A 25,884-nucleotide genomic window follows, 5' to 3' on the forward strand; every position below is an offset into this window, starting at 1 on the left:
GTAGCTTGGAAATTGACGGCTGGAGAGTGGCTGCGAGCGATCGAAGAATAGGGACAACCCGCAAACGGGAAGATTCGATTTTCAAACGCCAGAAACGACAAAGCCCTGAATAATCAGGGCTTTGTCGTACATAAGATGGCGGAGGCGATGGGATTCGAACTCATGGACCTGTTACAGTCGACGGTTTTCAAGACCGTTGCCTTAAACCACTCGGCCACACCTCCGTTTGCGTTGCGGGCGCCATAATACCTGAATGAAACACACTGTCAAACTCTCTGCATGGCTTGTTACAGAGCGTCTGTTATGATCTTTGCGACTGAACGTTTCAAACCAACAGGAGTGTCGCCATGCGCGAACAGGATTACGCAGTTAATAACAGCGTGCAGGCTGAGCAGCTAGAGGTTAGCCGCGTCCTGCGCAACACTTATGGTCTCTTGGCTCTGACCCTCGCATTCAGCGGCGTGATGGCCTTCGTAGCCCAGCAGATGCGTGTCGGCTACCCGAACATTTTCGTGGTGCTGATCGGCTTCTACGGGCTGTTCTTCCTCACCAACAAACTCCGTGATTCCGCGTGGGGCCTGGTGTCCGCCTTCGCGTTGACCGGTTTCATGGGTTTCCTGCTCGGCCCGATCCTCAACCGTTACCTGGGCATGCAGGGCGGCGCTGAAGTGGTCAGCTCGGCTTTCGCCATGACCGCACTGGTGTTCGGTGGCCTGTCGGCCTACGTGCTGATCACCCGCAAGGACATGAGCTTCCTTGGCGGCTTCATCACCGCAGGTTTCTTTGTCCTGCTGGGCGCTACGCTGGCGAGCTTCTTCTTCCAGATCAGCGGCCTGCAACTGGCGATCAGCGCCGGCTTCGTGCTGTTCTCGTCGGTCTGCATTCTGTTCCAGACCAGCGCGATCATCCACGGCGGCGAGCGCAACTACATCATGGCGACCATCAGCCTGTATGTATCGATCTACAACCTGTTCGTCAGCCTGCTGCAACTGTTCGGCATCATGAGCCGCGACGACTGATCGTAATGGCTGCAATAAAAAACCCGCTTCTGCGGGTTTTTTATTGTCTGGAAGAAAGTAGTCGTTCAGTTGATGACGATGCTGCCGTCCACTTGCTGACGATAGATCGTGTAGGGCAGGAGCAAGGTGTCGAGCGCGCCGGACACCACGGCGTCCACCAGCACCACCGGAATGGCCGCGTTGCGGTGATCATCGGGATCGATGCCTGAGGCCAGCGGAGCGTTCAGCGTGCAGAAGTCATAAGCGAGGCCGCTGTAGATTCTCGGTACCGCGCCGCAATAACTTTTCTGCTGCTTGAGCCCGTCAATGGCAGCCTGGTCGTCGCGCGCCACCGTTTGAATCGTGCCACAACCGCCGAGCAGCAGGGCCGCCAGCAGCATAGCCTGAGTTTTCATAGCGCCATTCTTTAGCCGCGAAAAACCCCAATCTACCCTGTTCATTGGTAAAAGACACCTACGCCATCGGTGGCAGGCGTCGCTTGACCGGGGTCTTCTTGACGATCGCGGTGTTGGTTTCGGCCAACGTATTCAGTCGGTCTAGCAGGGTATCGAGCTGCTCCATCGAGCGCACGTGCAGGCGGGCGATGAAGCAATCGTCACCGGTGACCTTGTCGCACTCGGTGAACTCCGGAATCGACAAGATCTGCCGCTCAACCTCTTGCAATTGGCCCGGCAGCGGTCGCACCCGGACGATCGCCTGCAACTGATAGCCGAAGCATTTCGGATCGATCTCCACCGTGTAGCCCTTGAGCACGCCGCGTTCTTCCAGACGCCGCAACCGCTCGGCCACGCTGGGCGATGACAAACCGCTGATCTGCGCCAGCGCTTTCAGTGAGCGCCGCGAGTCTTCCATCAGCGCGCTGATGAGGATCTGATCGATATCGTCAGTCACATTCAAACTCCGGATTAGGCAAAAGGCGCAAATCACCTCGATAAAAAAGGCGAAAACCAAGTTTAGCCTGCTTTATGCGCTGGAGCAGCCCGAGGTGCGCTTGGCATACTTTTGCCACGCTTCGCTCACAGCCTCAGGAGAACAATAATGGACAACCCAATTCGCCGCGGCTCGCTGGAAATGACCGCCGCCATGCTGATATCCGGGACGATCGGCTGGTTTGTGCTGGTGTCCGGGCAACCGGTGCTGGACGTTGTGTTCTGGCGCTGCGTGTTCGGCGCCGGCACGTTGCTGTTGGTCTGCGCCGGGTTTGGCTTCCTGCGCCCAGGGATTCTCACCCGCACTACGTTTCTTCTCGCCGTGCTCAGTGGTGGGGCGATTGTCGGCAATTGGGTGCTGCTGTTCGCGTCCTATTCCCGCGCCTCGATTGCCATCGGCACCGCAGTCTATAACGTGCAGCCATTCATGCTGGTCGGTCTGGCGGCACTGTTTCTCGGCGAGAAAATTACCCTGCAGAAGCTGTTCTGGCTGGCGATTTCGTTCATGGGCATGCTGGCGATCGTCAGCGCCCATGGCACGCAAAGCGAGGAGGGTAACGATTACTTGATGGGGATTGCCCTGGCGTTGGGCGCGGCGTTTCTGTATGCGATCGCTGCACTGATCATCAAGCGCCTGACCGGCACGCCGCCACATCTGATCGCGCTGATTCAAGTCTGCACAGGTGTGTTGTTGCTCGTGCCGTTCGCGCATTTCGATGCGTTGCCGCAAGGCGTCGAAGCCTGGGCCAGTCTGCTGACTCTCGGGATCGTGCACACCGGTCTGATGTACGTTTTGCTGTACGGTGCGATTCAGAAATTGCCGACGGCATTGACCGGCGCGCTGTCCTTTATCTATCCGATTGCGGCGATCTTCGTTGACTGGTTCGCCTTCGGCCATCGCCTCGAATTGCTGCAATGGATAGGCGTCGCAGCGATCCTGCTGGCCGCCGCCGGCATGCAACAAGGTTGGGGCTGGAAAGCCCGGCGACTGGCGGCGCAATAAGGATCAGATGTTCCAGCGCGGTGCGGTCGCTGCCAGGCGCTGGCGCATCTCGCTGATATTGGCCACCAGTTGTCGGGTCAACATCCGGTAGCCGTCGAGCGTATTGGCAACCGGCGCATCAAGGTCCACTGCTGGCAGCTCCATCGGTCGCTCCAGCCGTTGCGAGGCTCCGGTTTTCAACGCGCGAGCCATGCCGATCAGCTGCACACGAATTTGCCGGTGCTCAGCCTTCAGTGCCGTTTGCAGATGTGCCGTGGCCTGCGGGTCGCTTGCGTTGGGGCGGATATTGCCGAGGATCTCCAGGGTGCTGATGCACATGCGCAGGTTGCGCTGAATCGCGTCGAGCTCGGTCATGGAAATTTTCACTTCCTTGGACACCGACGGCATCAACGAGCGCAACTGCACCATCACCGCACCGACCTTGCTCATCAGCCGCACATGCTCATCGGCGCTGACCGCTTCACCGTTGATGATGCGCCCGTACACTGTGGCGCAATCGCGCAAGGCATCGGCGAGGTTGTAACGCCACGAGTAGACCGCGTACAGCGGCAGGGCGAAGGAAAACGCCAGGGCGAGGGCGATGCCGATCAGGATGTCGACGCCGCGCCAAAGACCATCGGTGATCGGGTTGTCGCCATGCCCGGCAACGATGAACACGGTGATCGCCGAGAGCAGGGCGGTGTAGCCGCCCTTGCCAATCGCGTGATACGAGAAAAAACCGCACACCACAGCCATGGAAAAGTAGGTCAGCCACGGCATGCCCAGCCAGGCGTGCTGCGCCACTAGGGCCAATCCGACCCCCGCGCCGATCAAGGTGCCAATGGCGCGCTCGGCGGCTTTTTTGCCGATGTTGCCGTGGTGCTGCAAACCGCCGATCACCACCAGCATGGTCACCGATGCCCATTCGCCGTGGGGCAGATTGATGCCGGTAGTCAGCAGAATCGTCGCCAGCAACCCCAACGCGACCCGCACGGAATGGATCAGGCGGGCGTGACGGTAGCGCCGATACGGGTCCAGCAGCGGACGCAGGATACGGCGCAACAGCGGTGGCAGGCGGTGGGTGCTGTAAGTAGTCAGTGCGAACCTCGTGAGTCAGTCAAATCAATGGAAGGGGAAAATGTAATTCATCCAGGCGGACATGCGCAGCAGGATTTTGCGCATCGCGCCGATGTGATGAAAGTGCTGACTGTACAGCGCCGCTTGCCCGTAGGCGCCGCCCGGCATGAGCGCGCTGTATTCGGCGAACGCCGGGTCAGTGATTTCAATGATCACCGGCACCCGTCCGGCCGGTGGCGAGCCGGTGTAGCTGATCAGGGTGCCGGAAGGTTGCACCTGGCCCTCGGCGATCACCCCGATAACGCTTTTCACTCGCCCCGCGAAGACTTTGCCGGGAATGCCATCGAAGGCGACTTCGGCCTCGTCGCCCACGGTCAGACGCAGCAGGCTGTTCTGACGCATCCAAGCGGCGAAGTACTGACCTTCCTGCGGAATAAACACCATCGACGGGCGCAGCGGCAGCTTGCTCGCCATCATTCCCGGGCGCAGCGAAACGTGGGTGACGAAGCCTTTGCTCGGTGCTCGCACCACGGTGTTGTCCAGCTCGAACTGAGCATTGTCGAGTTGCGCCTGCAGATCGTCGGTGCGGGCAATGGCCGCGTCCAGTTCGCGCTGGGTGCCGAAGTTGCGGCGAATCAGCTCGGTGATGCGGTAGCGGTCGCCTTTGGCTGCGACCAGTTGCGCCTTGAGCGATTTCAGGCGGTTCTGGAAAGGCGTGGGATCGATGCGGAACAGCACGTCGCCTTTTTCCAGGGGTTCGTTGCCCTTTACCGGCACGTCGATCACCTGGCCACTGATGATCGGAATGACCGGCACCGAGACAAAGTAGGAGCGCGCCACCTCGGAATAGGGATGGTTGTAGTTCATGGTGAAAATCAGCGCGCCGATGATCAGCACGCCACCCAGGACAGCGGTGGGCACCGTCCATTTGTTCAGCGGAATGCGGAAGATCTTGAAGATGGCGACGCAGAGTGCGGCGTACGTGAGGATGAGCAACAGATCCATGCTCAGATCCCCCCGCTGTCAGAGTGAGGCGCAACCGGCGACTGCGCTTCGAGTCGCTCGATCCGGGCTTGCAGCTCAATGACCTGCTGCTCGAGCCGGATGACATGGTTCTGAACGGGTTTGCCATCGCCGAAACCCCAACCGCGATCCTCGCGATAGGCCATTGCCCAGATCCACAGAAACGGCCAGAGCGCATGCAGGGTAAACAGGCTGACCCAGCCGGTGGCATGGATCGCGTCCTGGTGCGGGTGGTTGCGGTGAACGGCGATCTCGTACGGAATGTCATGCAGCACGATGATCCCGTAAAACAGCACGAGACCGACAAAAAACAGCAAACCCAACGCGAAGTAGTCGAGCATGGTCAGCCTCCCGGGCATCCAGCAATGCTGGGCTCAGTGTAGTCACTGAATCGCCGGGGGGCTGACGGATCGGCAGGATCATTCAATCCTGCCGATCACCCGTCAAAAGATGTAATCGGTGGTCAGGAAACTCGAATCCCGCCCGCGAATGATCTCGCTGATCAGATCCTTGTTGCTCTCCTGGAACTTGGTCGCCACCAGCGTACGGATCGAAAACACCCGCAAGGCATCGTGAACCGAGAGCGTGCCTTCGGCGGAGTTCTTGCGACCGTTGAACGGGTACGTGTCCGGGCCGCGCTGGCACTGGGCGTTGAGGTTGATCCGCCCGACCTGGTTGGCGAAAGTGTCGACCAGCCGGCCGACCGCCACCGGGTTGGTGCCGAAGATGCTCAACTGCTGGCCGAAATCGGATTCCAGCACGTAGTCGATCACGGTATCGAGGTGGCGGTACGGCACGATGGGCACGACCGGGCCGAACTGTTCTTCCTGATACACGCGCATCTGCGGGTTCACCGGATAGAGCACTGCCGGGTAGAAGAACGAGGCATGGGATTCGCCGCCATTCGGGTTGACCACCTGTGCGCCTTTGCTTTGCGCGTCAGCAACCAGACCGTGCAGATAATCGACCTTGCCCGACTCCGGCAGCGGCGTCAGCGCCACGCCGCTGTCCCACGGCATGCCCGGTTTCAGCGTGGCCAGTCTGGCATTGAATTTCTCGATGAAGCTGTCGACCACGTCTTCATGCACAAAAAGAATTTTCAGTGCGGTGCAGCGCTGACCATTGAACGACAGCGAGCCGGTGACCGCTTCGCTGACGGCGTTGTCGAGATCGACTTCGGGCAAAACGATGCCCGGGTTCTTGGCGTCCAGACCCAGAGCCGCGCGCAAGCGGTGTGGTTTCGGGTGCAGCTTCTTCAGGTCGCTGGCAGCCTTGTTGGTGCCGATGAAGGCGAAGATGTCGATCTTGCCGCTGGCCATCAGAGCGCTGACGGTCTCGCGGCCGCTGCCGTAGATGACGTTGATCACCCCGCTCGGGAAGCTGTCGCGAAAGGCTTCGAGCAACGGGCGAATCAGCAGCACGCCGAGCTTGGCCGGTTTGAACACCACGGTGTTGCCCATGATCAGTGCCGGAATCAGCGTGGTGAAGGTTTCGTTCAGCGGGTAGTTGTAAGGCCCCATGCACAAGGCGACGCCGAGCGGCACGCGGCGAATCTGACCGAGGGTGTCCTGCTCCAGCTCAAAGCGGCTGGAACGGCGGTCGAGTTCTTTCAGGGCATTGATGGTGTCGACGATGTAATCGCAGGTGCGATCGAACTCTTTTTCCGAGTCCTTGAGGTTCTTGCCGATTTCCCACATCAGCAGCTTGACCACGGCCTCGCGCTGCTCGCGCATGCGGCCGAGGAATGCTTCGACATGCTGGATGCGCTCGGCCACGCGCATGGTCGGCCACAGGCCCTGACCTCGGTCATAAGCGCGAACGGCAGCGTCGAGGGCGGTGAGCGCGGTGTCGGCATCCAGCAGCGGCGTGCTGCCGAGGATCACCTGTTCTTCACCGTTTTCGCTTTTCAGATAAACCGGGCTGCGCACCTGCGCGAGCGGGCCGTCCCAGCGGCGCAACTGGCCATCGACCAGATATTCACGCTGCTCGACCTGAGCGTCGAGGCGATATTTTTCCGGGATGTCGCTGACCGAAGGGAACAGGTTGCCAAGGATGTTTGCTGTGGTCATGTCACTACCCTGTGTTGAAGTCGGCGTGCCGATTGAAAGTCTTGTGAAGGTTATACGCCTGAACGGGCCGGGATTTAACCCCGTGAATGTCACGCGAATGTCACGCAGCGGTGCAACCGCAGTCCACCCTGTGGGAGCGAGCCTGCTCGCGAAGGCGGCGGCACATCCAACATCCTCATTGCCTGACGCAGCGCTTTCGCGAGCAGGCTCGCTCCCACGGTCGATCGTGCAAATTAGTCAGTCTGTCTTCGGTAATGAAGCTTTTATGACAAAAGTTCGGTAGCCCTTTGCCAGTCCGGTCATGCCTGTGTAACGCGCTTGAGGGGCCTTTCGGGGCGCACTTTGCGAGTCGGGGCGGGACGCCGGGAGTGAGGCAATGGGGACTATGGAACGTTATTCGAAAGTAGGCATGCAGGAGCTCGATCAACGCCTGTCGAAGATCGTCGAAGCCGCGCGCAAGAAGCCGGTTTCGGTGTATCGCTACGGCGCGCCGTGGGTCTGGATCGTCTCGCAGGATGACTGGCAGGGCGCTCTGAAAGAAGTGTCCAGCTACATTCCGCCGGGCCATTCGCTGGTGTTGCTGCGCCCGCAGATCGACGATCTGCTCGACGCCCATCAGGACCTGCTGCACGACCTCAATGCCGTGCCCGGCATGCTCATTCCCGCGCAGACGGTGATGCACATCCTGCTCCTGCAATTGCTCTATTCGGTGCCCAGCGAACAGCAACTCTACGAACAGCTCAACTACAACCTGCTGTTCCGCTGGTTCGTCGGCCTCGGCCTGAACCAGAAAGTCTGGAGCTTCACCGCCCTCAGTCGCGACATCGCCACGCTGCTCAACGAGCCGCGTGCGGTGCTGCTGATTCAGAAAATCATCGGCGAAGTGTTCTGCGGTGCCTTGCTGCAAATGCCCGAGTTCTCGCTGAACTTTGCGCTGTTGCACACCTGGCTGGGCAAGCACGCCTGCGCCACAACGATCAGCAATTGACGCAGCACACCGGGCGCTAACGCCCACAGGTCATCGCGAATTTCAGGGGGTAATGTGGAACGGATTTTCACGTCACGGCTGGCGCTGTGGGGCTGGCTGCTGGTGACGGCGGGCGCGCAGCCGGCGCTGGCCGAGGAGGGCACAGAAGCGCCCGCCGCGCAGCGACTGGTCGACGTCAACGAATACTTCGTGCGCGGCAATACCGTGCTCGATGCCCGGGCGATCGAAGAAGCGGTGTACCCGTTTCTCGGCCCGCAGAAAGCCTTGAGCGACATCGAAGGCGCCCGCGATGCGTTGCAGAAGGCCTATCAGGAACGCGGCTATCAATCGGTGTTCGTCGAGCTGCCCGAGCAGGCCGTGGCCGATGGCATCGTTTATCTGCAAGTCAGTGAAACCAAAGTCGGCCGGGTGCGCGTGGTCGGCGCCAAACACTATTCGCCGCTGGACATCCGCGACAACGTACCGGCGCTGAAAGAAGGCGAGGTGCCGGACTTTGCCAAAGTCCAGGGCGAACTCGCGCAGCTCAACAAGACCCCCGGTCGCCAGGTCATGCCGCTGGTGCGCGAAGGTCAACGCCCGGGCACCATGGATGTCGACTTGCAGGTCGAAGACCAGAACCCGTGGACGGCCAGCGTCGGTCTCAATAACGATTACAGTGCCGACACCGAAAAGCTGCGCAGCGTCACCAGCCTCGGTTACAACAACCTTTGGCAGCTCGGCCACAGCGTCAACCTGACGTTCTTCACCGCGCCCCAGGAAACCGACAACGCCAAGGTCTGGTCGGGCTCCTACACCGCGCCGCTGAGCGAGCGCTGGAGCGTGCAGTTCTCCGGTTACCAGTCCGACAGCAACGTTGCCACCATCGGCGGCAGCAACGTGCTCGGCAAGGGTCACAGCTACGGCGTCGCGGCGATTTACGCATTGCCCTCGAGCGGCAATTGGTCGAACTCGCTGTCCGCCGGTATCGACTTCAAGGACTTCGACGAGCGCCTGAGCCTGTCCGGCGAAAGCGACAAGGTGCCGCTCAAATACGCGCCGTTCACCTTCGCCTACAACGGCTTTCGCTACAGCGAAAAGAGCCAGCTCGGCGTCGGCCTGAGTCTGGTGGCCGCCACGCGCAGCGTGTTCGGCTACGGCAGCGACGACGAAGACTTCGACTACAAACGCTATCGCGCCAAACCGAGTTTCGCCGTGCTCAAGGGCGACACCAACTACACCTGGACCTTCGACAGCGACTGGCAGAGCGCAAGCAAAGCCGCATTCCAACTCGCCTCGGGGCCGCTGGTTTCCAACGAACAATTCTCCGCCGGTGGCGCCACCTCGGTGCGCGGCTACCTCGCCGCCGAACGCACGGCAGACGACGGCTACCTGCTCAGCCAGGAATTGCGCACACCGTCGCTGGCGAAATTCGCCGGTACATGGATGCAGGACTGGCGCTTCTACGCCTTCGCCGAAGGCGCGCAACTGTACCTGCGCGACGAACTGCCGGATCAGGACGCCAGTTACGCCCTGGCCAGCGTCGGCCTTGGCACCCGCGCCAGCCTCAGTAAATGGCTGTCCGGCAGCCTCGACTGGGGCTACCCGCTACTCGAAGGGCCGAACACCTCGAAGCAGGAATCGCGCCTGCACTTCAACCTTCAAGCCACTTTCTAACGGAGCACGTCCATGCAACGCCTCTTCCTTTCGTTGTTGATCTGCCTGGGCTTCGTGCTCCCGGCCACGGCTCAGGCCTGGTGGCAGGACGACTGGCATTACCGCAAACAGATTGCCGTCGACACCACGCCCCAAGGCGCGGCGATCAATCAGGCCCTCGGCCGCACCGCGCTGCTGGTGCGCCTGCACACCGGCAACTTCACCTTCGACGGTGTGAAAGAGGACGGCTCGGATCTGCGCTTTGTCGCCGCCGATGACAAAACCGTGCTCAACCACCAGATCGAAAGTTTCGATGCGCTGATGGGCATGGCGCTGATCTGGGTTGATGTGCCGAATGTAGAGGGCGGTCAGCGTCAGGACATCTGGATGTACTACGGCAACCAGAAAGCCCCGGCCACCGGCAACGGCCAACTCACCTTCGATCCGAACTACACCGCGCTGTATCACTTCGACGGCGCCACCGGCACCCCGGCGAAAGACACCACGGCGTACGGCAACACCGCGCAAAGCGCGACCGGCACAGCGATCGATGGCGTCGTCGGGCGCGCCTTGCAGTTCAGCAGCCAGCCGTTGTTGCTGCCGGCCAGTCCGTCGCTGCAACACAACGCTGGCAGCGCGTTCACTTTCAGCGCCTGGCTGCGTCTGGATCAGGCCAGCGGCGAACAAGTGATCCTGGCGCGTCGCGAGGGCACGCAAAGTCTGCTCATCGGCGTCAGCCAAGGCCTGCCGTTCGTGGAGATCGACGGTCAGCGCGCCGCCGCCACGCAAGCGCTGACGCCGGCGCAATGGCAGCACCTCGCGCTGACCGCCGAAGGCTCGAAAGTCACCCTGTACATCAACGGTCGCGAGAGCGCTGCACTGGCTCAGGCGATGCCAGCGTTCAACTCGGTCATGGCCATCGGCGCCGATCTGCAGGAAGGCGCGTTCCAGCCATTCGCTGGTGCCATCGACGAACTGCGCCTGTCGAAAGTCGCCCGTCCGGCCGCGCTGTTGCTGGCCGATGCCACCTCGCAAGGCGCCGAGTCGAAACTGGTGGCTTACGGCGTCGATGAGGAACAGTCCGGCTTTGGTTTCGGCAGTCTCGGCTTCCTGCTCAACGCGGTGCCGATCGACGCCTGGGTGATCATCGCCGTGCTGGTACTGATGATGTTCCAGTCGTGGATCATCATGCTGCGCAAGAACCGCAGCCTCAGCCGCGTCACCGCTGCCAACGAAGATTTCCGCGCGCAATTCGCCAAGGTCGGCACACGTCTGGAGATGTTCGCCGACGACGCGCAACTCGCCCAACGCCTGCAGCATTCGTCGCTGTGGCGCCTGTATCTGGTGGCAGTCAAAGAGATTCGCACCCGCCGCGAGCAGGGCGCCGATACCTCCTCGGTTTCAGCGGCAACCATCGAAGCCATCCGCTGCTCGATGGACGGCGTGCGCACTCGCGAAAACCAGCAACTGAGTTCGAAACTCTCGACCCTGTCCAACGCCATCGCCGGCGGCCCGTACATCGGCCTGCTCGGCACGGTGCTGGGGATCATGGTGGTGTTCCTCGGCACGGCAATGGCCGGCGACGTTAACATCAATGCCATCGCTCCCGGTATGGCCGCCGCGCTGTTGGCCACGGCGATGGGCCTGTTCGTCGCGATCCCCGCGCTGTTCGGCTACAACCGCCTGATCACCCGCAACAAGGAAGTCAGCGCCGACATGCGTGTGTTCGTCGACGAGTTCATCACTCGTCTGGCAGAGATGCATGGCGAGAGCCAGTTCAGTGAGGCGTCGCACCAGCGCGGCCATCACGCCAACCACTCCGTACCGGCCTGAGGAGCACTGTCATGGCGTCCGTAAATGCCTCTCATGACGATGATGACGATGCCGCCGTCGACAGCATCAACATCACCCCGCTGGTCGATGTGCTGATGGTGGTGCTGGTGATGTTCATCCTCACCGCCACCGCGCAGGTCTCCGGGATCCAGATCAACCTGCCCAAGGCCAGCGCGTCGGTGTCGCTGTCGGAAGCCAAGACCAAGGCGATCTCGGTCAACGACGGCGGCCAGGTGTTCCTCGATGCCTATCCCGTGACGCTGGCCGAGCTGGAAGAACGCCTGCGCATCGAGAAAGCGCAGAGCCCGGATTTCCCGGTGATCGTGCGTGGCGATGCGACGGTGCAGTACCAGAAAGTCATCGAAGTGCTCGACCTGCTGCGCCGGCTCGAACTGTCCCAGGTCGGTCTCGTTACCGGCAAACCGAGTCAGGGCTGAGTCATGACCGCACAACTCCCGATTGATCCGCCGCCCGTGAAAAAGTCGCCGTTGCGCTATGTGAAGTGGGGCGCCGGACTGCTGGTCGCCGCGCTCGCCGCGTGGTTCCTCTGGCAGTGGGCCAACGACATGGCCGGCGTGCGCCGCGAAGCGCCGAAGGTGCCGACGATCATTCCGTTGCCGCCACCGCCACCCCCGCCGCCGGAGAAACCGCCAGAGCCGGAAACGCCGGTGGAAGAAAAAATCGTCGAGCCCGAGCCAACGCCGGAGCCGGAGGAGGTCAAGCCTGAAGAAGCACCGCCATCGCCGGCGGACGATCTGGCCAACCCGATGCAAATGGACGGCGACGCGCAGGCCGGCAGCGACGCTTTCAACATCGGCGCGGGCAAGGGCGGCGGCATGGCCGGTGCCGGCGGTGGGCGTTTGGGCACGGGCACGTACAGCCAGTTTCTCGCGTTCACCTTCCAGCGCTTGCTGCGTGAGAACCCCGACCTGCGCAACCTCGCATTCTCGCTGCAGGCCGATGTCTGGCTGAGCAGCGTCGGCGAGATCACCCGTGTCGAGCTGATCAAGTCCAGCGGCAACCCGCAAATCGATACCCAGGTGCTGGCCGCTTTACGCGGTGCGCCAGCCCTCAGCGAACGGCCTCCGGCCTCCATCACTTTGCCCGTGCGCCTGTCCCTGCAAGGGCGGCGTCCGGGTTAATTCACTTATTCAAGCTTCGGCAAAAGGAGTTGTGTGCAGATGATTTCCAACGTGAATCGATTGTCCCTGGCGGTCGGCATGGTCATTGCGACCCTGGTCGGTCAGGCCGTGGCAGCGCCCGCGCCCTCGGAGAACGCCACGATCAATCTGATCCGCTTGCTGGTCGAGCAGGGCATTCTCAAGCAGGACAAGGCCGACGCGCTGATCGCCCAGGCGCAGAACGAAGCGGCGCAGGCGAAACAGGCTGCCGCGTCCACCGCAGTCGCGGCCGGACCGGTCGCCGCGCCGGGGGATGTGCGCGTGCAGTACGTACCGGCAGCAGTGCGCGACCAGATCCGCGATCAGGTCAAAGCCGAGGTCATGGCCACCGCCAAACAGGAAAACTGGGCCGCGCCGAATACCTTCCCGGACTGGGCCTCGCGCATCAGCTTCGACGGTGACATTCGCCTGCGTGACGAATCGCGTTACTACTCGGGCAACAACAGCAACGAAATTGTCGACTTCGCCAAGCTCAACAACAATGGCCCGTACGACGTGAATCCCAACAGCAGCACCAGCCTGCCGCCGTTGCTCAACACCCGCGAAGACCGCGAAAACCTCTTTCGCCTGCGCGCACGGCTGGGCATGAAAGCGGTGATCTCGGAGGAATGGACCGCCGGCATTCGCATCGGCACCGGTTCGGACAACAACCCGGTATCGACCACGCAGAACCTCGGCGGCGGCTTTGCCAAGAAGGACATCTGGCTCGATCAGGGCTACCTGACCTGGAAGCCAATGGACGAATTGACCCTGACCGGCGGGCGCTTCGCCAACCCGTTCATGTCCACCGACATGCTCTATTCCAATGACCTGAATTTCGACGGTGTGGCGGCGATTTTCGATCACAAGCTCAACCGCGATTGGGGCGTGTTCGGCACCGTCGGCGCGTTCCCGGTGGATTACACCAACGACACCTCCAGCAGTAACGGTTTCGACAAGGAAGAGAGCGACAACAAGTGGCTTTACGGCGCTCAGCTCGGCGCGAAATGGGCGATCAACAGCAACAACCGCCTCAAAGGCGCGCTGGCCTATTACCGCTTCGACGACATTCAGGGCCAGCGCTCCAGCCCCTGCGAACCGTGGGCCGGCGCGCCGGGCTGCGACAGCGACGGCACTCGCGCGGCGTTCATGCAGAAGGGCAACAGCGTGTTCCTGCTGCGCGACATCACGCCGAACCCGCTCAACCCGAGCGCCACGCCGCAGCCGCAATTCGTCGGGCTTGCGTCCGAGTTCAACTTGCTCGACCTCAACGTCGTGTGGGACGCCGACCTGCCGCAGGACTTCAAACTGCGCAGCCAGGGCAACTACATCCACAACCTCAGCTACGACGAAGGAGACATGCGCAAGCGTTCCGCCGGGCAGATCGTCAACAACCTCGACAGCAACGGCGAGATCGAAAGCGGCGCCAACGCGTGGATGGTGCAGTTCACCCTCGGCAACGCGCTGGACCTCAAGCGCAAGGGCGACTGGAACCTGTTCGCCGGCTACAAGTACATCCAGCCTGACGCCTTGCCCGACGGCTTCAACGACTCGTCGTTCCACCTCGGCGGCACCAACGCCAAGGGCTATTTCATGGGCGGCAACTACGGCCTGGCGAAGAACGTTTCTGCCACCGGCCGCTGGATGAGCACCGAAGCGGTGTACGGCGCACCGTTCGACATCGATGTCTTGCAGCTTGAGATCAACACGCGCTTCTAAGGCGCCGGGAGAGCTTTATGAACACGCGTTTTCTCGCGCTGGGGCTGGGTTTGTTGATTGCCACCGGGGCGAACGGCGAAGGCATGGAAGAGCGCTTGCGCACCCAGTTGCGCAGCACCACCCAGCAATTGCAGGCCCTGCAAAGCCAACAGGCCCAGGCCAGCGCCGCGCAACTGGCGGCGCAGAACGAAGCCAAGGCAGCGCAAGCGCAGATCAAGCAGCTGACTGCCGAACTGGCCAAAGCCAAAGGTCTTGCCGAGCAACTGGCCGGGCAACAACAGAGCCTGCACAGCCAGGCGCAGGCGCAAGTGGCGGCCAGTGCCGAGCAGACCGGCAAGTTCAAAAAAGCCTATGACGAATTGCTGGTCCTCGCTCGCGGCAAAGAAGCCGAACGCACGAAGCTGCAAGCGCAGCTGGCGGAACGTGACACACAAGTGCAGCAATGTTCAGCCAAGAATCAGCAAATGTACGGCGTCGCCAAACAGATCCTCACGGCCTACGAAAACATCGATGTCGCCGAAGTGATGAAGATCCGCCAGCCCTTCGCCGCCAGCGCCCGGGTCAAGTTCGAAGAACTGGCGCAGGGCTTCGGCGACGAGCTGTACAAGACCCAATTCGACGCGCCGCAAGCGGCGATCGCTCACTGATAACAAGGAAGAAAGCCATGACTCAATTGATCACCCACGTTTCCCCGCAATCACTGACCGAAGTCCTGCAAGCCGCTGGTTATCGCGTCAACCAGAGTGAACAGAACGGCATCGTCCAGTTGCTCAGCGCCAGTCAGGGCATCGGCTACGCCGTGCGGTTCGGCAACCCGGCGCTGGAGCAGGGCAACTTTGTCGATTTCACCTTCAGCTGTGCGCTGCGCGTGCAGGGTGAGTTGCCTGAGGGAGTCGCAGAGCAGTGGAACGCTACTCGACGTTTTGCACGGTTGTCGTTGCAGGGTGAGTTTCTGGTCATGGAGATGGACGTGGTCGTGGCTGCTGGCGTGAGCAACGAGCACCTGCGCGGCAATTTGGAATTGTGGGATCGCCTGTTGCAGGAATTCATCGTTTACCTGCGCGACTTCAGCCAGGCCACTGGTGTGCAAACCGCCAAATCAGCTATCGCCGAACAAGAGGAAGTCGCGCTGTGAAAAAGCCTGCCATGGTGATCGGCGCCGGAGCGCTGGCGTTGTTGGTGGTGGCCGTGGCGCTGGTGCTGCGGCCGGGCAGTGATCCGGTCGCCGCTCAGCAGCCCTCGCCGGTGATGGCGGTTGCAGCCGGGCCAGCGGTCGCGCAGTTGGGCAATCAGCAGGTTTCGCCAGAGGAATTGCAGGCGCTGCTGGCCACCGTCCCGGCGCAAACCCGCGAACAGCTGCGCGGCAACCGTGAGGCGCTGGAACGCTGGATTCGTACGCGTCTGGCCGAGAAAGCGGTGCTCGAGCAGGCCGATGCGCAGGGCTGGGCGCAGCGCCCGGACGTCGCCCGGCAGACTCGCGCGGCGACTGAGCAAATTGTCTTCCGTGATTACCTGCGCTCGGTGAGCCAGGTGCCGGCGGAGTATCCGAGCGCGGCCGAGTTGCAGCAGGCGTATGACGCGGGGAAGGCCAATTGGCAGACGCCGGCGCTGTATCGGGTCAGTCAGATTTTCCTTACTGTCAGTGATTCCGCTTCGTTGGAAACCGTGCGCAAACAAGCCGCTGAATTGAGCAAGAAGGCGCAGTCAGCACCGGCCGATTTTGCGGCGCTCGCTACGCAATATTCACAGAATCGCGTCACGGCGGAGCGGGGCGGTGATACCGGCCTGCAACCGTTGCAGCAACTGGTGCCGGAAGTACGTAGCGCCGTGGCGCGGCTCAAGGTCGGCGCGGTGTCTGATCCTGTGCAAAGCGCCGCCGGTTTCCACGTGATCAAACTCACCGAACAACAACCGCCACGCACCGCGACGCTGGAGGAACTGCGCGACCAACTGACCCAGGCCCTGCGCGCGCAACGCCAGGAACAGATCGCCCAGGCCTATCTGGACGGCATGCTCAACACCGCCACCCTGAGCATCGACGGCGCCGAACTCAACAAGATAATAGGCAACTGACACACATCGACCCTGTAGGAGCTGTCGAGTGCAACGAGGCTGCGATCTTTTGATCTTGCTGCTAAAGATCAAAAGATCGCAGCGTGCCGCAGCTCCTACACACATCGAACCTGTAGGAGCTGTCGAGTGAAACGAGGCTGCGATCTTTTGATCTTGCTTTTAAATATCAAAAGATCGCAGCGCGCCGCAGCTCCTACACACATCGACCTTGTAGGAGCTGTCGAGTGCAACGAGGCTGCGATCTTTTGATCTTGCTTTTAACAATCAAAAGATCGCAGCGTGCCACAGCTCCTACACACATCGACCTTGTAGGAGCTGTCGAGTGCAACGAGGCTGCGATCCTTTGATCTTGCTGCTAAAGATCAAAAGATCGCAGCGTGCCGCAGCTCCTACACACATCGACCCTGTAGGAGCTGTCGAGTGAAACGAGGCTGCGATCTTTTGATCTTGCTGCTAACGATCAAAAGATCGCAGCGCGCCGCAGCTCCTAAACACATCAACCATGTAGGAGCTGTCGAGTGAAACGAGGCTGCGATCTTTTGACCTTGCTTCTAAAGATCAAAAGATCGCAGCGTGCCGCAGCTCCTACAAGATTTGCGTAACGATCACCACATTAGATCGACAGGGAGTCATCAATGTCATTCACCGAACCCGCAGGATGCCCGGGCACCGCTGATTATCAATCGCCGCAATCCAGATCCGAGCCCTGGCTCAACCAGGCCGCGACCATCGAGAGCGAAGTCGCCCAATATTTCCTCGTCAGCGCCCGCTGCGGTTGCTTCATGCAAGCCGCGCGCAGCCTCAATGTGCGCTCGACGCTGCTGCGCAAACAACTCGCGCAACTCGAACAACAACTGCAACACAGCCTGTTCAGCTTCCAGGGCAGCGCCCTAACGCTCACCCGCGAAGGCCAACAGTTGCAGGCCCGACTCAGCACCCTGGCCCACCAACGCAAACTCCCGGTCATCGAACAACCGCTGATTCGTCTGGCCATCGCCGAATCCATCCTCCACGACATTCTCGGCCGCGACCTCATCGCATTGCTGCGCCGCAATGCCAGCCTGCGTCTGGAAATTACTGCTCTGGATAGCGAACTGGCCCTGCGTGCGGTCAGCGCCGACATTGTCCTCTGGCTCGCTCCTGGCGATGCTCCAAGCCTTGTTCCCACCTTCGCTACCAGCGAACCGCAACACCTCGCGCGAATTGAATATCTGCCGCACATCGCCAAGCGCTATTCGAGGGTGACAGCGCGACCGGAAACGCCGGAAGATCTGGCTGATTTCATGCTGGTGCAATGGCAGCATGATCGGCAGGTTGAGAGCTTTCGCCCTTGGAATGAATTGGTCGAGCAGCGGTTGGCCGGAGTAGTGCAGATGCAATCTTATGAACTCATGCTGGAGATGATCCGCTGCAGCGCATGCATCGGTTTGCTGCCGACATACATGAGCCGCTTCGACCGAGGCCTCATCGCATTGCCCGGATTATTCGCCGAACCGATGCAGTTACACGCGTGGCTCGCCGTCAACACCGACTCGCAAAACTCCCCCGAAATCCAGGCCCTCACCGACCTCATCCAGCAAACCTTCAACGAACGCCACGAATGGTTCCAGCCTTAACCCGATCCCCTTGTAGGAGTGAGCCTGCTCGCGATGACGCCAGCCCAGACACCACATCCGTAGCTGAATAAACCGCATCAACAGTGGGAGCGAGCCTGCTCGCGAATGCAATCCGCCAGTCGAAGCTACAGTGACTGACAAACCGCATTCGCGAGCAAGCTCGCTCCCACAAATCCAGCGGTGTAACCGCAGCCGAGTGAGCGACACAAGTCCTGTGGGAGCGGGCTTGCCCGCGAAGGCGTCGGCACTGCCGGCGCCTTACTCAGAGCCTGTCGCGAGGCCCGCTACCCCGGCAACTCCAGATTATCCAGCACCCGATTCACCGCCAGTTCGCCGAGCATGATCAACTGCGCAATCCCCATCAGCGTCCGCCGCTGCGATGGCTTCACCAGCCCGGCGAATTCCTGGGCGATGGTTTTGGCCGAGGCGAGGGTTTCGCAGGCGTTGGCCAGCAGGTCTTCGTTTTTGGTGTCGGCGGTGACGGCGTACATGGCGCGGGGACTGAACGGCGGTGGGGTCGAACCGGGTGGGCAGAGGTAGTGGTCGAGGGCGCGGTCGGCGGCTTGGTGGAGTTTTTTTGAATCGAGGGATTCGTAGGGGGAGGTGGGGTCGGTTTCGGGTGGGTTGGGTGTGGGTTTGATCATGGTAAAGCTCCTAGAGTCGATGGAGCTGCCAACTTTCGCTGCGATACGAAATGGTTGGTGGCAGCTATACGCGGGTCGCAGACCGGGACTCTAGAACCGGCAGACCCGAAGGTCTCCCACGTACAGCCGCCATAAAAACAGCGGGTGTTGTGCGTCCAGAGATCGACGGGCTGCGAGACCCGATCGCTGATTCGTCAGCGACCGCACCACAATAGAATCCGCCCCCTAAGCGCACAAGCCGGCGGATTCTGGCGTAGCTGTAGGCAATGGCGCAAGAAGTTGTAGCCTGGAAGGCGTGTCTGGAGGTGTCTTTTAAACGCCTGAGTTTAAAATTCGTAAGACTTGGTGATTGCCGGAGCGCGAGATGGCATCCATCACGGCATTCGTCTTTTATCCGAGTGCGGCGTATGTGGTTGGGGCTGATAGATAATGCGTACCCTCTTTCCGTTGTCCCTTGTCCCATTTTTCTCAGGAGATGAGTCGGTGGTAAGGCTTACTTCAACTGTTTCGTTAGCACCAACTTCATCTACCCCGTAATTAAGATTAAGCGCTCAATCGAAATACTCAAGTCGATTGGTTTTAAGAAGGGGAAGTCGCAGCTTTGGAAACAATTTACTTCTTTAAAGTAATTGTTATCGAAGCTGCGATACTTACCGGATTACGTTGGAATAATTGCCATTCCATAGAAGTCCGTCGGCGGAATTCCTGTTGCCATATGAATGGTGTTGTTAGTGTTAATTCCTACATATAGTGCTCCATGGGGAGTGGTAGGGTTGCTGTAGGAACATATCATTGCTCCGAATTTCTGACCAAAATACTTACCTCCGAAGAGATCTTGCACGACATTCTCAAAGTTGGCTGAAAGTGTGGTTGAATTTAGAATTTCTCGAGCGCGGGTTGGGGGGAGTCCTCCCCAGCCCCTAACCACATCTTGATGATAAACACTAAAGTATTCTGACCCCGCCACCCCTTCAACACCATTTGTCCTTATTCTGAATACGTTCTTGACATCTACTCTAAATGTTACTGATGTAAGCGCTCTGTCAGTAATTCGGATAGTTGTAGTTCCGGTTTTGAGTCCGGTGACTTTTCCGGACTCTGAAACTGAAGCGATTGTAGGATCATCTGATCGATAGGTATACGGGAGTTCACCTCCAAAAGCAGGCCGATCTTCTACGTTGCCTGTTACTTCTTTCATGCCATATGGATAGAGAAATTTTATGGCGTGTAGCGTCATCAACGTTTCATCAACGGTCAACGGTGCGTTCGCTTTAATATTATAAGTCCGAGTGTTTAGTTTCATTGCTTCGTTCTGGTCGTTTCCATTATCAAGGTTAACCGCTACATGGAGAGAGAGGTCGCTGGCGTCTTTCAGATTTTTGAACCATACAAGCGGTACTTCAATAAGTAAGCCTTCCGCCGAGTCATTAGGCTCACCCGCCCGAACAACCAAACTCACCTCTTTTTCGTCTTTGTCAGTCCCCACCAGTGTTATCCAAAGCGCTTGATTCCGTTTTTGAAGCGGCCATTTCGATGATTCGAGCAAGACTGGGTCAGTCAATGTGCTCACCTCCAGCACAGGCCCTGTTACCCCAGCAATAGTCGGCGTGGGCAGTCGTGGGTCGTCTTCCTTGATAGGCAGAATGTCCAGCACCAGATCCGGCGACTCGCCAATCACATCATCACCGTCCATTAATTCCCAATACAATCCACACGGACCGCCACGCCGTTTCACCAGAAACGAGGTTTCAAGTTTGAAGTTGGCGCGGTGATTCTGGTTGAACTCTATCGGCGCAAACAGAGAAGAACCCGGTAACGGATATCGTTCGACTAACCGGGCTTTTTGACCCGGTATTGACGAGTCAAATTGAACACGTACCGTAACGACCTGCTCACCTTTCAGTAAATCAATTGGGTTAAGTGATGGATCTACCAAGAAAGGCGGAGACAGTGAGACTCTGTTCCAGTCCACATCAGCAGTCACAATATCCGACCATGTAGGCGGGCCGGATGGGTTTCTCACGTAGTCGACAACACGGAACTTGAACGGAAACGTTTTACTAACGCCGCCCTCGATCAACTTCATTTTTGGAATGTGGATCCGCAGCGGCGAGGGATCACCTGGTAAGCGCGTATGTTCGACAATAACGCCATTGCAACTGATGAAGATTTTGTCGTGATCCTGCGAGTTGTTGTAATCGACTGTGGCATACACATCATCCGCATTAGCTGCGTCGATTGTGCGGTGGTTCAGACTGAGGTTCATCACTGGCGGCGTGTCACCAGGCGGGGAGGTTTTATAAAACAGAACCAGTTCTGGCGTGGCTTCCTCGTTTCCGGAAATACGCTTGATCAAGATTCTTACTCGGTTCAGGCCTTTTCGTAAAAGGCCGGGCGCAAGATACAAAGGCGTATCCTCAGTTTCCTTGCCTTCCTTGACGGAGGTCGTGTCTTCGACAGTTCCGTTCACTTCCAGCCTCAGCTCGTCATTTTTGTCCTGTTTCAAATACGCGAGCATGAGAAATTGTAAATCGTCGGGTCCATTGGCCTTTTCAATCGACACGCCGCCGTGCACGTCCTGCATTGGCGGTACGAGTTTGATCATTTCAAGAACGTACGGGAGGGTCAGATCAAAAGGCTCTACAAAGTTACGTATGCGGCTCATGACATTCTCCAGCTAGAGTGGGAACTTCTCCGAGCATCTAACGTGAACTCGGCGAAGCCGTCACCTGTCAACTCTGACAGGTAGAAGGCCTTCTCCGACGAATGGTCGAAGCCTCTGAGCACTGGCCAACCAGACAGTCGTCGGCTTAGAGTGGCGCGGACATTCAACGATCACGGACAGATCTCCCATGTCAGACCCAACCTCCACGATCCATCTCGAACGCTCCAACGAATCCCACCTCGAAGGCATCACTGCGCTTTACAACGACCCCGCCGTTGCGCGGCAGGTGCTGCAGATGCCGTTTCAATCCACCGAGGTCTGGCGTCAGCGACTTCAGGCAGATAACGAGCGTGCGCTGAAACTGGTTGCTCTGCACCAAGGCGTAGTGATCGGAAATCTCGGTCTGGAAGCCTATTCAAGGATGCGCCGCGCCCACGCCGGCAGTTTCGGCATGGCAGTCGGGGCGGCTTGGCAGGGCAAGGGCGTCGGTTCGATGTTGTTGGCGGCGGCGCTGGAGGTCGCCGATAACTGGATGAATCTGCACCGCGTCGAACTCACGGTGTACGCCGATAACGAGGCAGCCATCGGCCTCTACCGCAAGTTCGGTTTCGAGGCCGAGGGGCTGTTGCGTGATTACGCGGTGCGCGACGGGCAGTGGGTCGACACGTTGAGCATGGCCCGTCTGCGCGGTTCGTCGAAACCCTGAGTCAGTCGCCCAGTGCGAACGCCACCGCTGACTGCGCATGCAGTTCGGTGGTGTCGAGCAGGGGCAGGGCGCTGTGTTCGGGTTTGATCAGCAGGCCGATTTCGGTGCAGCCGAGGATGATCGCCTGGGCGCCACGGGCGGTGAGTGATTCGATTACCCGCTGATAGGTTAGCCGGGATGCTTCGCTGATCACGCCGACGCAGAGTTCGTCGTAGATGATCCGGTGCACCTCTTTGCGCTCGGCATCATCCGGCACCAGTACGGTCAGGCCTTGGGCGATCAGGCGCTGCTTGAGGAAGTTCTGCTCCATGGTGAACGCGGTGCCGAGCAGCCCGACCGTGCGCGCGTCGATTTCCAATGCCGCCTGCGCGGCGGGTTCGGCGATGTGCAGGAACGGAATGCTGATGGCGGCCTGAATCTGCTCGGCGACCTTGTGCATGGTGTTGGTACACAGCACCACGCAATCGGCGCCGCCGGCTTCGAGCCTGCGCGCGGCATCCACCAGAATCGCCGCTGCATCGTCCCAGCGCCCGGCGTGCTGGGCCTGTTCGACCGGGCCGAAGTCGACGCTGTACATCAGCAACTGCGCCGAACGCAAAGGGCCGAGGCGGTCGCGAACCTGTTGGTTGATCAGGCGATAGTATTCGGCGCTGGACTCCCAGCTCATGCCGCCGATAAGGCCGATGGTGCGCATTGGATTTCCTCAAGCAAATGTCAGTATCGAGCATTCAGGTCTGCCCGAAGTTACCTTCTGTTCAAGACCCGACGCCAGTACCGACTGACTGTACCGCCGATCTTTCCCGCAACTGTGCATCTGCAAGAACTAAACGTACGCCGCGCCGGGGATCTGCCACTATCACCCTTCGCAGGTCCTTTCCGAGGAACACCGCAATGAACGACGTACAGCAACTGGGCGAGATGCTCCGCCACTATGCCGAAAGCGAAGCGCACAAGAAGCAACTGTTCACTACGCAATCAGCTGAATGGGCAACACGGATTGGCGGGCTGTTCGACCAGATCGAGCAATGGCTTGAACCGGTCAAGGCGCCGAATCTGCTGGAGGTGAGTCGTGAGGCGTATGTCGCGTCGGGGCCGAGCGTGCCGGTGGAGACCTCGACCTTCAAAACGGAAAAAATGAGCATTGTGATTGCCGGCAAACCGGTGGAGTTTGTGCCGGATGTGATGGGCAGCGGCGGGCAGATTTCGCTGGCGGTGATGGGGCTGACGGCGGCGCGGTATGGGAGTATTTCGCTGGTCGGTTTGACGGATGGCGCGTGGCAGTGGCGCAAGACCAATGGGTTGAAGGATCCGGATACGTTTGCCTTCGACGCCGATTTCCTTGCTCAGCAATTGCAGAGCCTGATACCTCGCGATCGCGGTTAAGATCAAAAGCTTACCCCCTCACCCCAGCCCTCTCCCCCAAGTGGGCGAGGGGGAAAGGGGGCAGACCGAGTGATGTTCAAAACTTGAGCTCGACGCGATATTTCAGGTCGACGTGAGTCCTACAAACACTTCGGTCAGTCCCCTCTCCCTCTGGGAGAGGGCTAGGGTGAGGGCAGCCCGCCGCCAGCCACAAAAACATCACGCCCAGCGCATCAAAAAGCATCTCCATCACCTGAGCCGTCAAGCAATCTGAGCATGACGCTGGGCCAGCGCCACATCCGCAGGAGGAGTGAGGCGTAGACCGGGGAAACCCTTAGGTTCGGTGCCAATCCGGCATTTTCCCTTGGGTCACTGATGGCCTTTTGGTAGAGTCGCCGTCGCCAGCGGGTTTTCGGCTGGACGATGGAACCGAAGAAGGGAGTCTGATCAGTGAGTCCGGGCAAAAAAATCCTCGGTCTCACGGCGTCGCTTTTGTTGCTGACGCTGTGGGCCAGTTACTTTTATGTATTCAAGGAAAACCGCGACGGCCAGCTCGGCGGTGTCGGCGAAAGCACCGCGTGGTGCGGCACGCCACCGACCAGTGAAGCGGCGTTGCTGGGCAAGGATCAACTGACCTTGCGCGTCACCAACAACCTGCGCGGCGAGTTCATGGTCGGCGGTTCGCTGGTGGTTTCCGAACGCACCTTCAACCGCTACGACCTGAGCCGCAACGAACTGCGCCTGCGTCTGGAACCGTTGCAGTGGTCGTTCGGCGTCACGCCGATCTTCCTCGAGCAGGTCAAGGTGCAGCCGCTGAGCCGCAACCTCTCGTCGACCAACAAAAGCGCCTTCGCCGAACTTGAGCCACGGCCGATCGGCGTGCACGCCCAGACCGCGGCGTTCCCGTTCGACACTTATCGCTACGGCTACAAACCGGTGCTGTATTACCTCAAGGGCAGCGAGCGCATCGACTTGCGCTTCAAGAACATCACCACGCTGATGGAGATGTCCAACACCTTCACGCCGATCCAGAAGTACAACCGCGCCGACTACATCAACGAGAAAAACTCGATGATCCGCGATGAGGACTACAAGCCGTACGGGGCGCATGAGTGCGCGTTCAGCGTCGAGCGCAAAGGCTCGTTCAAGGTCGTGGTGTTGCTGCTCTTGCTGGTGCTGTGCCTGCCGCTGATGCTGGTGTTTTACCGCGATGAGCCGGGGATCGACTTTCTCGCGACGCTGGTGGGGATTGCGGTGGTGCGGACATTACTGATCGGGCCGGTGGAAGATTTCCAGCTGTACAACATCGACTTCTTGTTTGGTGCGGCGATTCTGCTGGTGGGAACGGTATCGCTGATCAAGGCGATGCGCGCCAATAGCCGGCGGGAAATGGCTTTGCGCAGTGGCGAAACATCCTCCTGGTAATACCGGTTGGCGAGGCACACGCGCTGTCGGATGTGAACTTTGCAATTGGCCATCGCATTTGCCGGGGTTTTGGCTATACCTGTATCTCCCCTATGCAAAATGTCTTGGCCTTCTCAAAGGAATTACAGCATGAAGCTAGCCGTCGTGATGGGCACGCTGTGCATTGCCACCCTTGGCGTGGTGGGTTGTTCCAGCAAAACCGTCGAGCCTGACCAGTATTCCGGTTTTCTCAAGGATTACAGCCAGCTGAAGGAGGCCAAGTCACCCTCTGGTGCCGAGGTGATGCGCTGGATGGACCCGAAACTCGACATCAATAAATTCACCAGCGTTTACGTAGAGCCAAGCCAGCTCTACCCGAAGCCGCAAGCCACCGAGAAAATCCCCCAGCAGACTCTCAATGGCATCACCAGCTATTACGATCAGGCGCTCAAGCGCGAACTCGGCAAATCGCTGCCGTTGGCCGCAGGTCCCGGGCCGGGCGTAATTGTGGTGCGTCCGGCGATTACCGCAGTCAGCAGCAAGACCGAAGGCCTGCAAGTCTATGAAGTGATCCCGATCGCACTGGTCGCCGCAGCAGTAAGCACGGCCACTGGAATCCGCGACCAGGAAACCACGCTGGCCACCGAAGCGGTATTCATGGACGGCGCGACCAATCATGTCATCGCGCAGGTAGTGCGCAAAGGTACCGGCAAACCGCTGGAAAACTCTTCCCAGGTGATGAAAGCCGACGACATGAAAGCGGTGATCGATGGCTGGGCAAGCGATCTGCATCAGTCGTATCTGAAACTCAAATCTGAAGCCAAATGATGCAGTAAGGCCGGTTGCCTTTTCGCGAGCACGCTCGCTCCCACACTGGACTCGTATTCAGTATGGGAGTGAGCCTGCTCGCATTTCGGTGTATCAGTTTCGAATGTCCTGCCTGACACTACGCTTTCGCTAGCAGGCTCACCCCTTTAGGGAAG

The 25,884-nt window shown here is 59.6% G+C and carries 25 protein-coding genes and 1 tRNA gene; 16 read left to right on the forward strand and 10 right to left on the reverse strand.

What is annotated here, in order from left to right; genetic code table 11:
- Positions 1 to 136: 136 nt before the first annotated feature.
- A tRNA-Ser gene (locus PS14A_RS11770) sits at positions 137 to 224 on the reverse strand.
- Positions 225 to 347: 123 nt separating this feature from the next.
- Here PS14A_RS11770 and PS14A_RS11775 point away from each other — a divergent pair.
- On the forward strand, positions 348 to 1,019 hold the full coding sequence (locus PS14A_RS11775; protein WP_008006561.1) for a Bax inhibitor-1/YccA family protein: 672 nt from the start codon (positions 348 to 350) through the stop codon (positions 1,017 to 1,019).
- A gap of 65 nt (positions 1,020 to 1,084) precedes the next feature.
- Here the strand turns inward: PS14A_RS11775 and PS14A_RS11780 are convergent, their stop codons facing one another.
- The gene (locus PS14A_RS11780) at positions 1,085 to 1,414 is read right to left on the reverse strand and encodes a YceK/YidQ family lipoprotein (protein WP_125916168.1); all 330 of its coding nucleotides are present in this window, start codon (positions 1,412 to 1,414) and stop codon (positions 1,085 to 1,087) included.
- A gap of 58 nt (positions 1,415 to 1,472) precedes the next feature.
- Positions 1,473 to 1,910, reverse strand: a complete 438-nt coding sequence (locus PS14A_RS11785) for an Lrp/AsnC family transcriptional regulator (protein ID WP_016774595.1) — start codon at positions 1,908 to 1,910, stop codon at positions 1,473 to 1,475.
- 147 nt (positions 1,911 to 2,057) lie between these two features.
- On the opposite strand from PS14A_RS11785, the gene PS14A_RS11790 reads away from it, so the two are divergent.
- On the forward strand, positions 2,058 to 2,951 hold the full coding sequence (locus PS14A_RS11790; RefSeq protein WP_212616240.1) for a DMT family transporter: 894 nt from the start codon (positions 2,058 to 2,060) through the stop codon (positions 2,949 to 2,951).
- Between the two features lie 3 nt (positions 2,952 to 2,954).
- On the opposite strand, the gene PS14A_RS11795 is transcribed toward PS14A_RS11790, so the two are convergent.
- From PS14A_RS11795 to PS14A_RS11810, 4 genes are all read right to left on the reverse strand, one after another.
- The gene (locus tag PS14A_RS11795) at positions 2,955 to 3,995 is read right to left on the reverse strand and encodes an FUSC family protein (protein WP_212616304.1); all 1,041 of its coding nucleotides are present in this window, start codon (positions 3,993 to 3,995) and stop codon (positions 2,955 to 2,957) included.
- A gap of 57 nt (positions 3,996 to 4,052) precedes the next feature.
- Positions 4,053 to 5,012 (reverse strand): HlyD family secretion protein, encoded by a 960-nt coding sequence (locus PS14A_RS11800; protein ID WP_016774598.1) that lies wholly within the window; start codon positions 5,010 to 5,012, stop codon positions 4,053 to 4,055.
- Between the two features lie 2 nt (positions 5,013 to 5,014).
- Positions 5,015 to 5,371 (reverse strand): DUF3302 domain-containing protein, encoded by a 357-nt coding sequence (locus PS14A_RS11805; RefSeq protein ID WP_212616241.1) that lies wholly within the window; start codon positions 5,369 to 5,371, stop codon positions 5,015 to 5,017.
- A 102-nt stretch (positions 5,372 to 5,473) separates the two neighbouring features.
- A complete protein-coding gene (locus tag PS14A_RS11810; RefSeq protein ID WP_016774600.1) occupies positions 5,474 to 7,099 on the reverse strand; it encodes an NADP-dependent glyceraldehyde-3-phosphate dehydrogenase in 1,626 nt (541 codons plus the stop codon).
- Positions 7,100 to 7,475: 376 nt separating this feature from the next.
- Between PS14A_RS11810 and PS14A_RS11815 the strand changes: the two genes are divergently transcribed.
- From PS14A_RS11815 to PS14A_RS11860, 10 genes are all read left to right on the forward strand, one after another.
- A complete protein-coding gene (locus tag PS14A_RS11815; RefSeq protein WP_212616242.1) occupies positions 7,476 to 8,087 on the forward strand; it encodes a transposase in 612 nt (203 codons plus the stop codon).
- Between the two features lie 54 nt (positions 8,088 to 8,141).
- Positions 8,142 to 9,740: a ShlB/FhaC/HecB family hemolysin secretion/activation protein gene (locus PS14A_RS11820; protein WP_212616243.1), complete on the forward strand. Its 1,599-nt coding sequence runs from the start codon at positions 8,142 to 8,144 to the stop codon at positions 9,738 to 9,740.
- Between the two features lie 12 nt (positions 9,741 to 9,752).
- A complete protein-coding gene (locus PS14A_RS11825) occupies positions 9,753 to 11,552 on the forward strand; it encodes a MotA/TolQ/ExbB proton channel family protein (RefSeq protein ID WP_212616244.1) in 1,800 nt (599 codons plus the stop codon).
- A gap of 11 nt (positions 11,553 to 11,563) precedes the next feature.
- Complete coding sequence (locus PS14A_RS11830; protein WP_003201710.1) at positions 11,564 to 11,989, forward strand: biopolymer transporter ExbD; 426 nt, start codon at positions 11,564 to 11,566, stop codon at positions 11,987 to 11,989.
- 3 nt (positions 11,990 to 11,992) lie between these two features.
- On the forward strand, positions 11,993 to 12,694 hold the full coding sequence (locus tag PS14A_RS11835) for an energy transducer TonB (protein ID WP_137213497.1): 702 nt from the start codon (positions 11,993 to 11,995) through the stop codon (positions 12,692 to 12,694).
- A gap of 39 nt (positions 12,695 to 12,733) precedes the next feature.
- Entirely contained in the window at positions 12,734 to 14,431 is a 1,698-nt protein-coding gene (locus PS14A_RS11840) for a putative porin (protein WP_024012852.1), read from the forward strand.
- Positions 14,432 to 14,448: 17 nt separating this feature from the next.
- Positions 14,449 to 15,078 (forward strand): DNA repair protein, encoded by a 630-nt coding sequence (locus tag PS14A_RS11845; protein WP_212616245.1) that lies wholly within the window; start codon positions 14,449 to 14,451, stop codon positions 15,076 to 15,078.
- A 17-nt stretch (positions 15,079 to 15,095) separates the two neighbouring features.
- Complete coding sequence (locus tag PS14A_RS11850; RefSeq protein ID WP_212616246.1) at positions 15,096 to 15,566, forward strand: YbjN domain-containing protein; 471 nt, start codon at positions 15,096 to 15,098, stop codon at positions 15,564 to 15,566.
- A complete protein-coding gene (locus PS14A_RS11855) occupies positions 15,563 to 16,504 on the forward strand; it encodes a peptidylprolyl isomerase (RefSeq protein ID WP_212616247.1) in 942 nt (313 codons plus the stop codon). The genes PS14A_RS11850 and PS14A_RS11855 overlap by 4 nt, the downstream gene beginning before the upstream one ends.
- A gap of 635 nt (positions 16,505 to 17,139) precedes the next feature.
- Positions 17,140 to 18,120, forward strand: coding sequence for a substrate-binding domain-containing protein (locus PS14A_RS11860; protein WP_212616248.1), 981 nt, complete (start codon positions 17,140 to 17,142; stop codon positions 18,118 to 18,120).
- 284 nt (positions 18,121 to 18,404) lie between these two features.
- Here the strand turns inward: PS14A_RS11860 and PS14A_RS11865 are convergent, their stop codons facing one another.
- Positions 18,405 to 18,764: a DUF6124 family protein gene (locus PS14A_RS11865; protein WP_042607541.1), complete on the reverse strand. Its 360-nt coding sequence runs from the start codon at positions 18,762 to 18,764 to the stop codon at positions 18,405 to 18,407.
- Between the two features lie 658 nt (positions 18,765 to 19,422).
- Entirely contained in the window at positions 19,423 to 21,429 is a 2,007-nt protein-coding gene (locus PS14A_RS11870) for an Ig-like domain-containing protein (RefSeq protein WP_212616249.1), read from the reverse strand.
- A gap of 187 nt (positions 21,430 to 21,616) precedes the next feature.
- Between PS14A_RS11870 and PS14A_RS11875 the strand changes: the two genes are divergently transcribed.
- Positions 21,617 to 22,135, forward strand: a complete 519-nt coding sequence (locus tag PS14A_RS11875) for a GNAT family N-acetyltransferase (RefSeq protein WP_212616250.1) — start codon at positions 21,617 to 21,619, stop codon at positions 22,133 to 22,135.
- Position 22,136: 1 nt separating this feature from the next.
- Here the strand turns inward: PS14A_RS11875 and PS14A_RS11880 are convergent, their stop codons facing one another.
- On the reverse strand, positions 22,137 to 22,829 hold the full coding sequence (locus PS14A_RS11880; protein WP_212616251.1) for an aspartate/glutamate racemase family protein: 693 nt from the start codon (positions 22,827 to 22,829) through the stop codon (positions 22,137 to 22,139).
- Between the two features lie 197 nt (positions 22,830 to 23,026).
- On the opposite strand from PS14A_RS11880, the gene PS14A_RS11885 reads away from it, so the two are divergent.
- The 3 genes from PS14A_RS11885 to PS14A_RS11895 all read left to right on the forward strand — a co-directional run bounded on the left by PS14A_RS11885 (position 23,027) and on the right by PS14A_RS11895 (position 25,729).
- Positions 23,027 to 23,518, forward strand: a complete 492-nt coding sequence (locus PS14A_RS11885) for a hypothetical protein (RefSeq protein ID WP_212616252.1) — start codon at positions 23,027 to 23,029, stop codon at positions 23,516 to 23,518.
- A gap of 429 nt (positions 23,519 to 23,947) precedes the next feature.
- Positions 23,948 to 24,922, forward strand: a complete 975-nt coding sequence (locus tag PS14A_RS11890; protein ID WP_212616253.1) for a hypothetical protein — start codon at positions 23,948 to 23,950, stop codon at positions 24,920 to 24,922.
- A 129-nt stretch (positions 24,923 to 25,051) separates the two neighbouring features.
- Entirely contained in the window at positions 25,052 to 25,729 is a 678-nt protein-coding gene (locus PS14A_RS11895) for a DUF3313 domain-containing protein (RefSeq protein WP_076563101.1), read from the forward strand.
- Positions 25,730 to 25,884 lie beyond the last annotated feature (155 nt).

The organism is Pseudomonas sp. 14A, assembly GCF_018132745.1.
Lineage (GTDB): Bacteria > Pseudomonadota > Gammaproteobacteria > Pseudomonadales > Pseudomonadaceae > Aquipseudomonas > Aquipseudomonas mercuritolerans.

Coding starts and splice junctions, on each gene's coding strand:
- PS14A_RS11775 (WP_008006561.1), top strand. CDS start 348: ATGCGCGAACAGGATTACGCAGTTAATAACAGCGTGCAGGCTGAGCAG.
- PS14A_RS11780 (WP_125916168.1), bottom strand. CDS start 1,414: ATGAAAACTCAGGCTATGCTGCTGGCGGCCCTGCTGCTCGGCGGTTGT.
- PS14A_RS11790 (WP_212616240.1), top strand. CDS start 2,058: ATGGACAACCCAATTCGCCGCGGCTCGCTGGAAATGACCGCCGCCATG.
- PS14A_RS11800 (WP_016774598.1), bottom strand. CDS start 5,012: ATGGATCTGTTGCTCATCCTCACGTACGCCGCACTCTGCGTCGCCATC.
- PS14A_RS11805 (WP_212616241.1), bottom strand. CDS start 5,371: ATGCTCGACTACTTCGCGTTGGGTTTGCTGTTTTTTGTCGGTCTCGTG.
- PS14A_RS11810 (WP_016774600.1), bottom strand. CDS start 7,099: ATGACCACAGCAAACATCCTTGGCAACCTGTTCCCTTCGGTCAGCGAC.
- PS14A_RS11815 (WP_212616242.1), top strand. CDS start 7,476: ATGGGGACTATGGAACGTTATTCGAAAGTAGGCATGCAGGAGCTCGAT.
- PS14A_RS11825 (WP_212616244.1), top strand. CDS start 9,753: ATGCAACGCCTCTTCCTTTCGTTGTTGATCTGCCTGGGCTTCGTGCTC.
- PS14A_RS11830 (WP_003201710.1), top strand. CDS start 11,564: ATGGCGTCCGTAAATGCCTCTCATGACGATGATGACGATGCCGCCGTC.
- PS14A_RS11835 (WP_137213497.1), top strand. CDS start 11,993: ATGACCGCACAACTCCCGATTGATCCGCCGCCCGTGAAAAAGTCGCCG.
- PS14A_RS11840 (WP_024012852.1), top strand. CDS start 12,734: ATGATTTCCAACGTGAATCGATTGTCCCTGGCGGTCGGCATGGTCATT.
- PS14A_RS11845 (WP_212616245.1), top strand. CDS start 14,449: ATGAACACGCGTTTTCTCGCGCTGGGGCTGGGTTTGTTGATTGCCACC.
- PS14A_RS11850 (WP_212616246.1), top strand. CDS start 15,096: ATGACTCAATTGATCACCCACGTTTCCCCGCAATCACTGACCGAAGTC.
- PS14A_RS11860 (WP_212616248.1), top strand. CDS start 17,140: ATGTCATTCACCGAACCCGCAGGATGCCCGGGCACCGCTGATTATCAA.
- PS14A_RS11865 (WP_042607541.1), bottom strand. CDS start 18,764: ATGATCAAACCCACACCCAACCCACCCGAAACCGACCCCACCTCCCCC.
- PS14A_RS11870 (WP_212616249.1), bottom strand. CDS start 21,429: ATGAGCCGCATACGTAACTTTGTAGAGCCTTTTGATCTGACCCTCCCG.
- PS14A_RS11875 (WP_212616250.1), top strand. CDS start 21,617: ATGTCAGACCCAACCTCCACGATCCATCTCGAACGCTCCAACGAATCC.
- PS14A_RS11880 (WP_212616251.1), bottom strand. CDS start 22,829: ATGCGCACCATCGGCCTTATCGGCGGCATGAGCTGGGAGTCCAGCGCC.
- PS14A_RS11885 (WP_212616252.1), top strand. CDS start 23,027: ATGAACGACGTACAGCAACTGGGCGAGATGCTCCGCCACTATGCCGAA.
- PS14A_RS11895 (WP_076563101.1), top strand. CDS start 25,052: ATGAAGCTAGCCGTCGTGATGGGCACGCTGTGCATTGCCACCCTTGGC.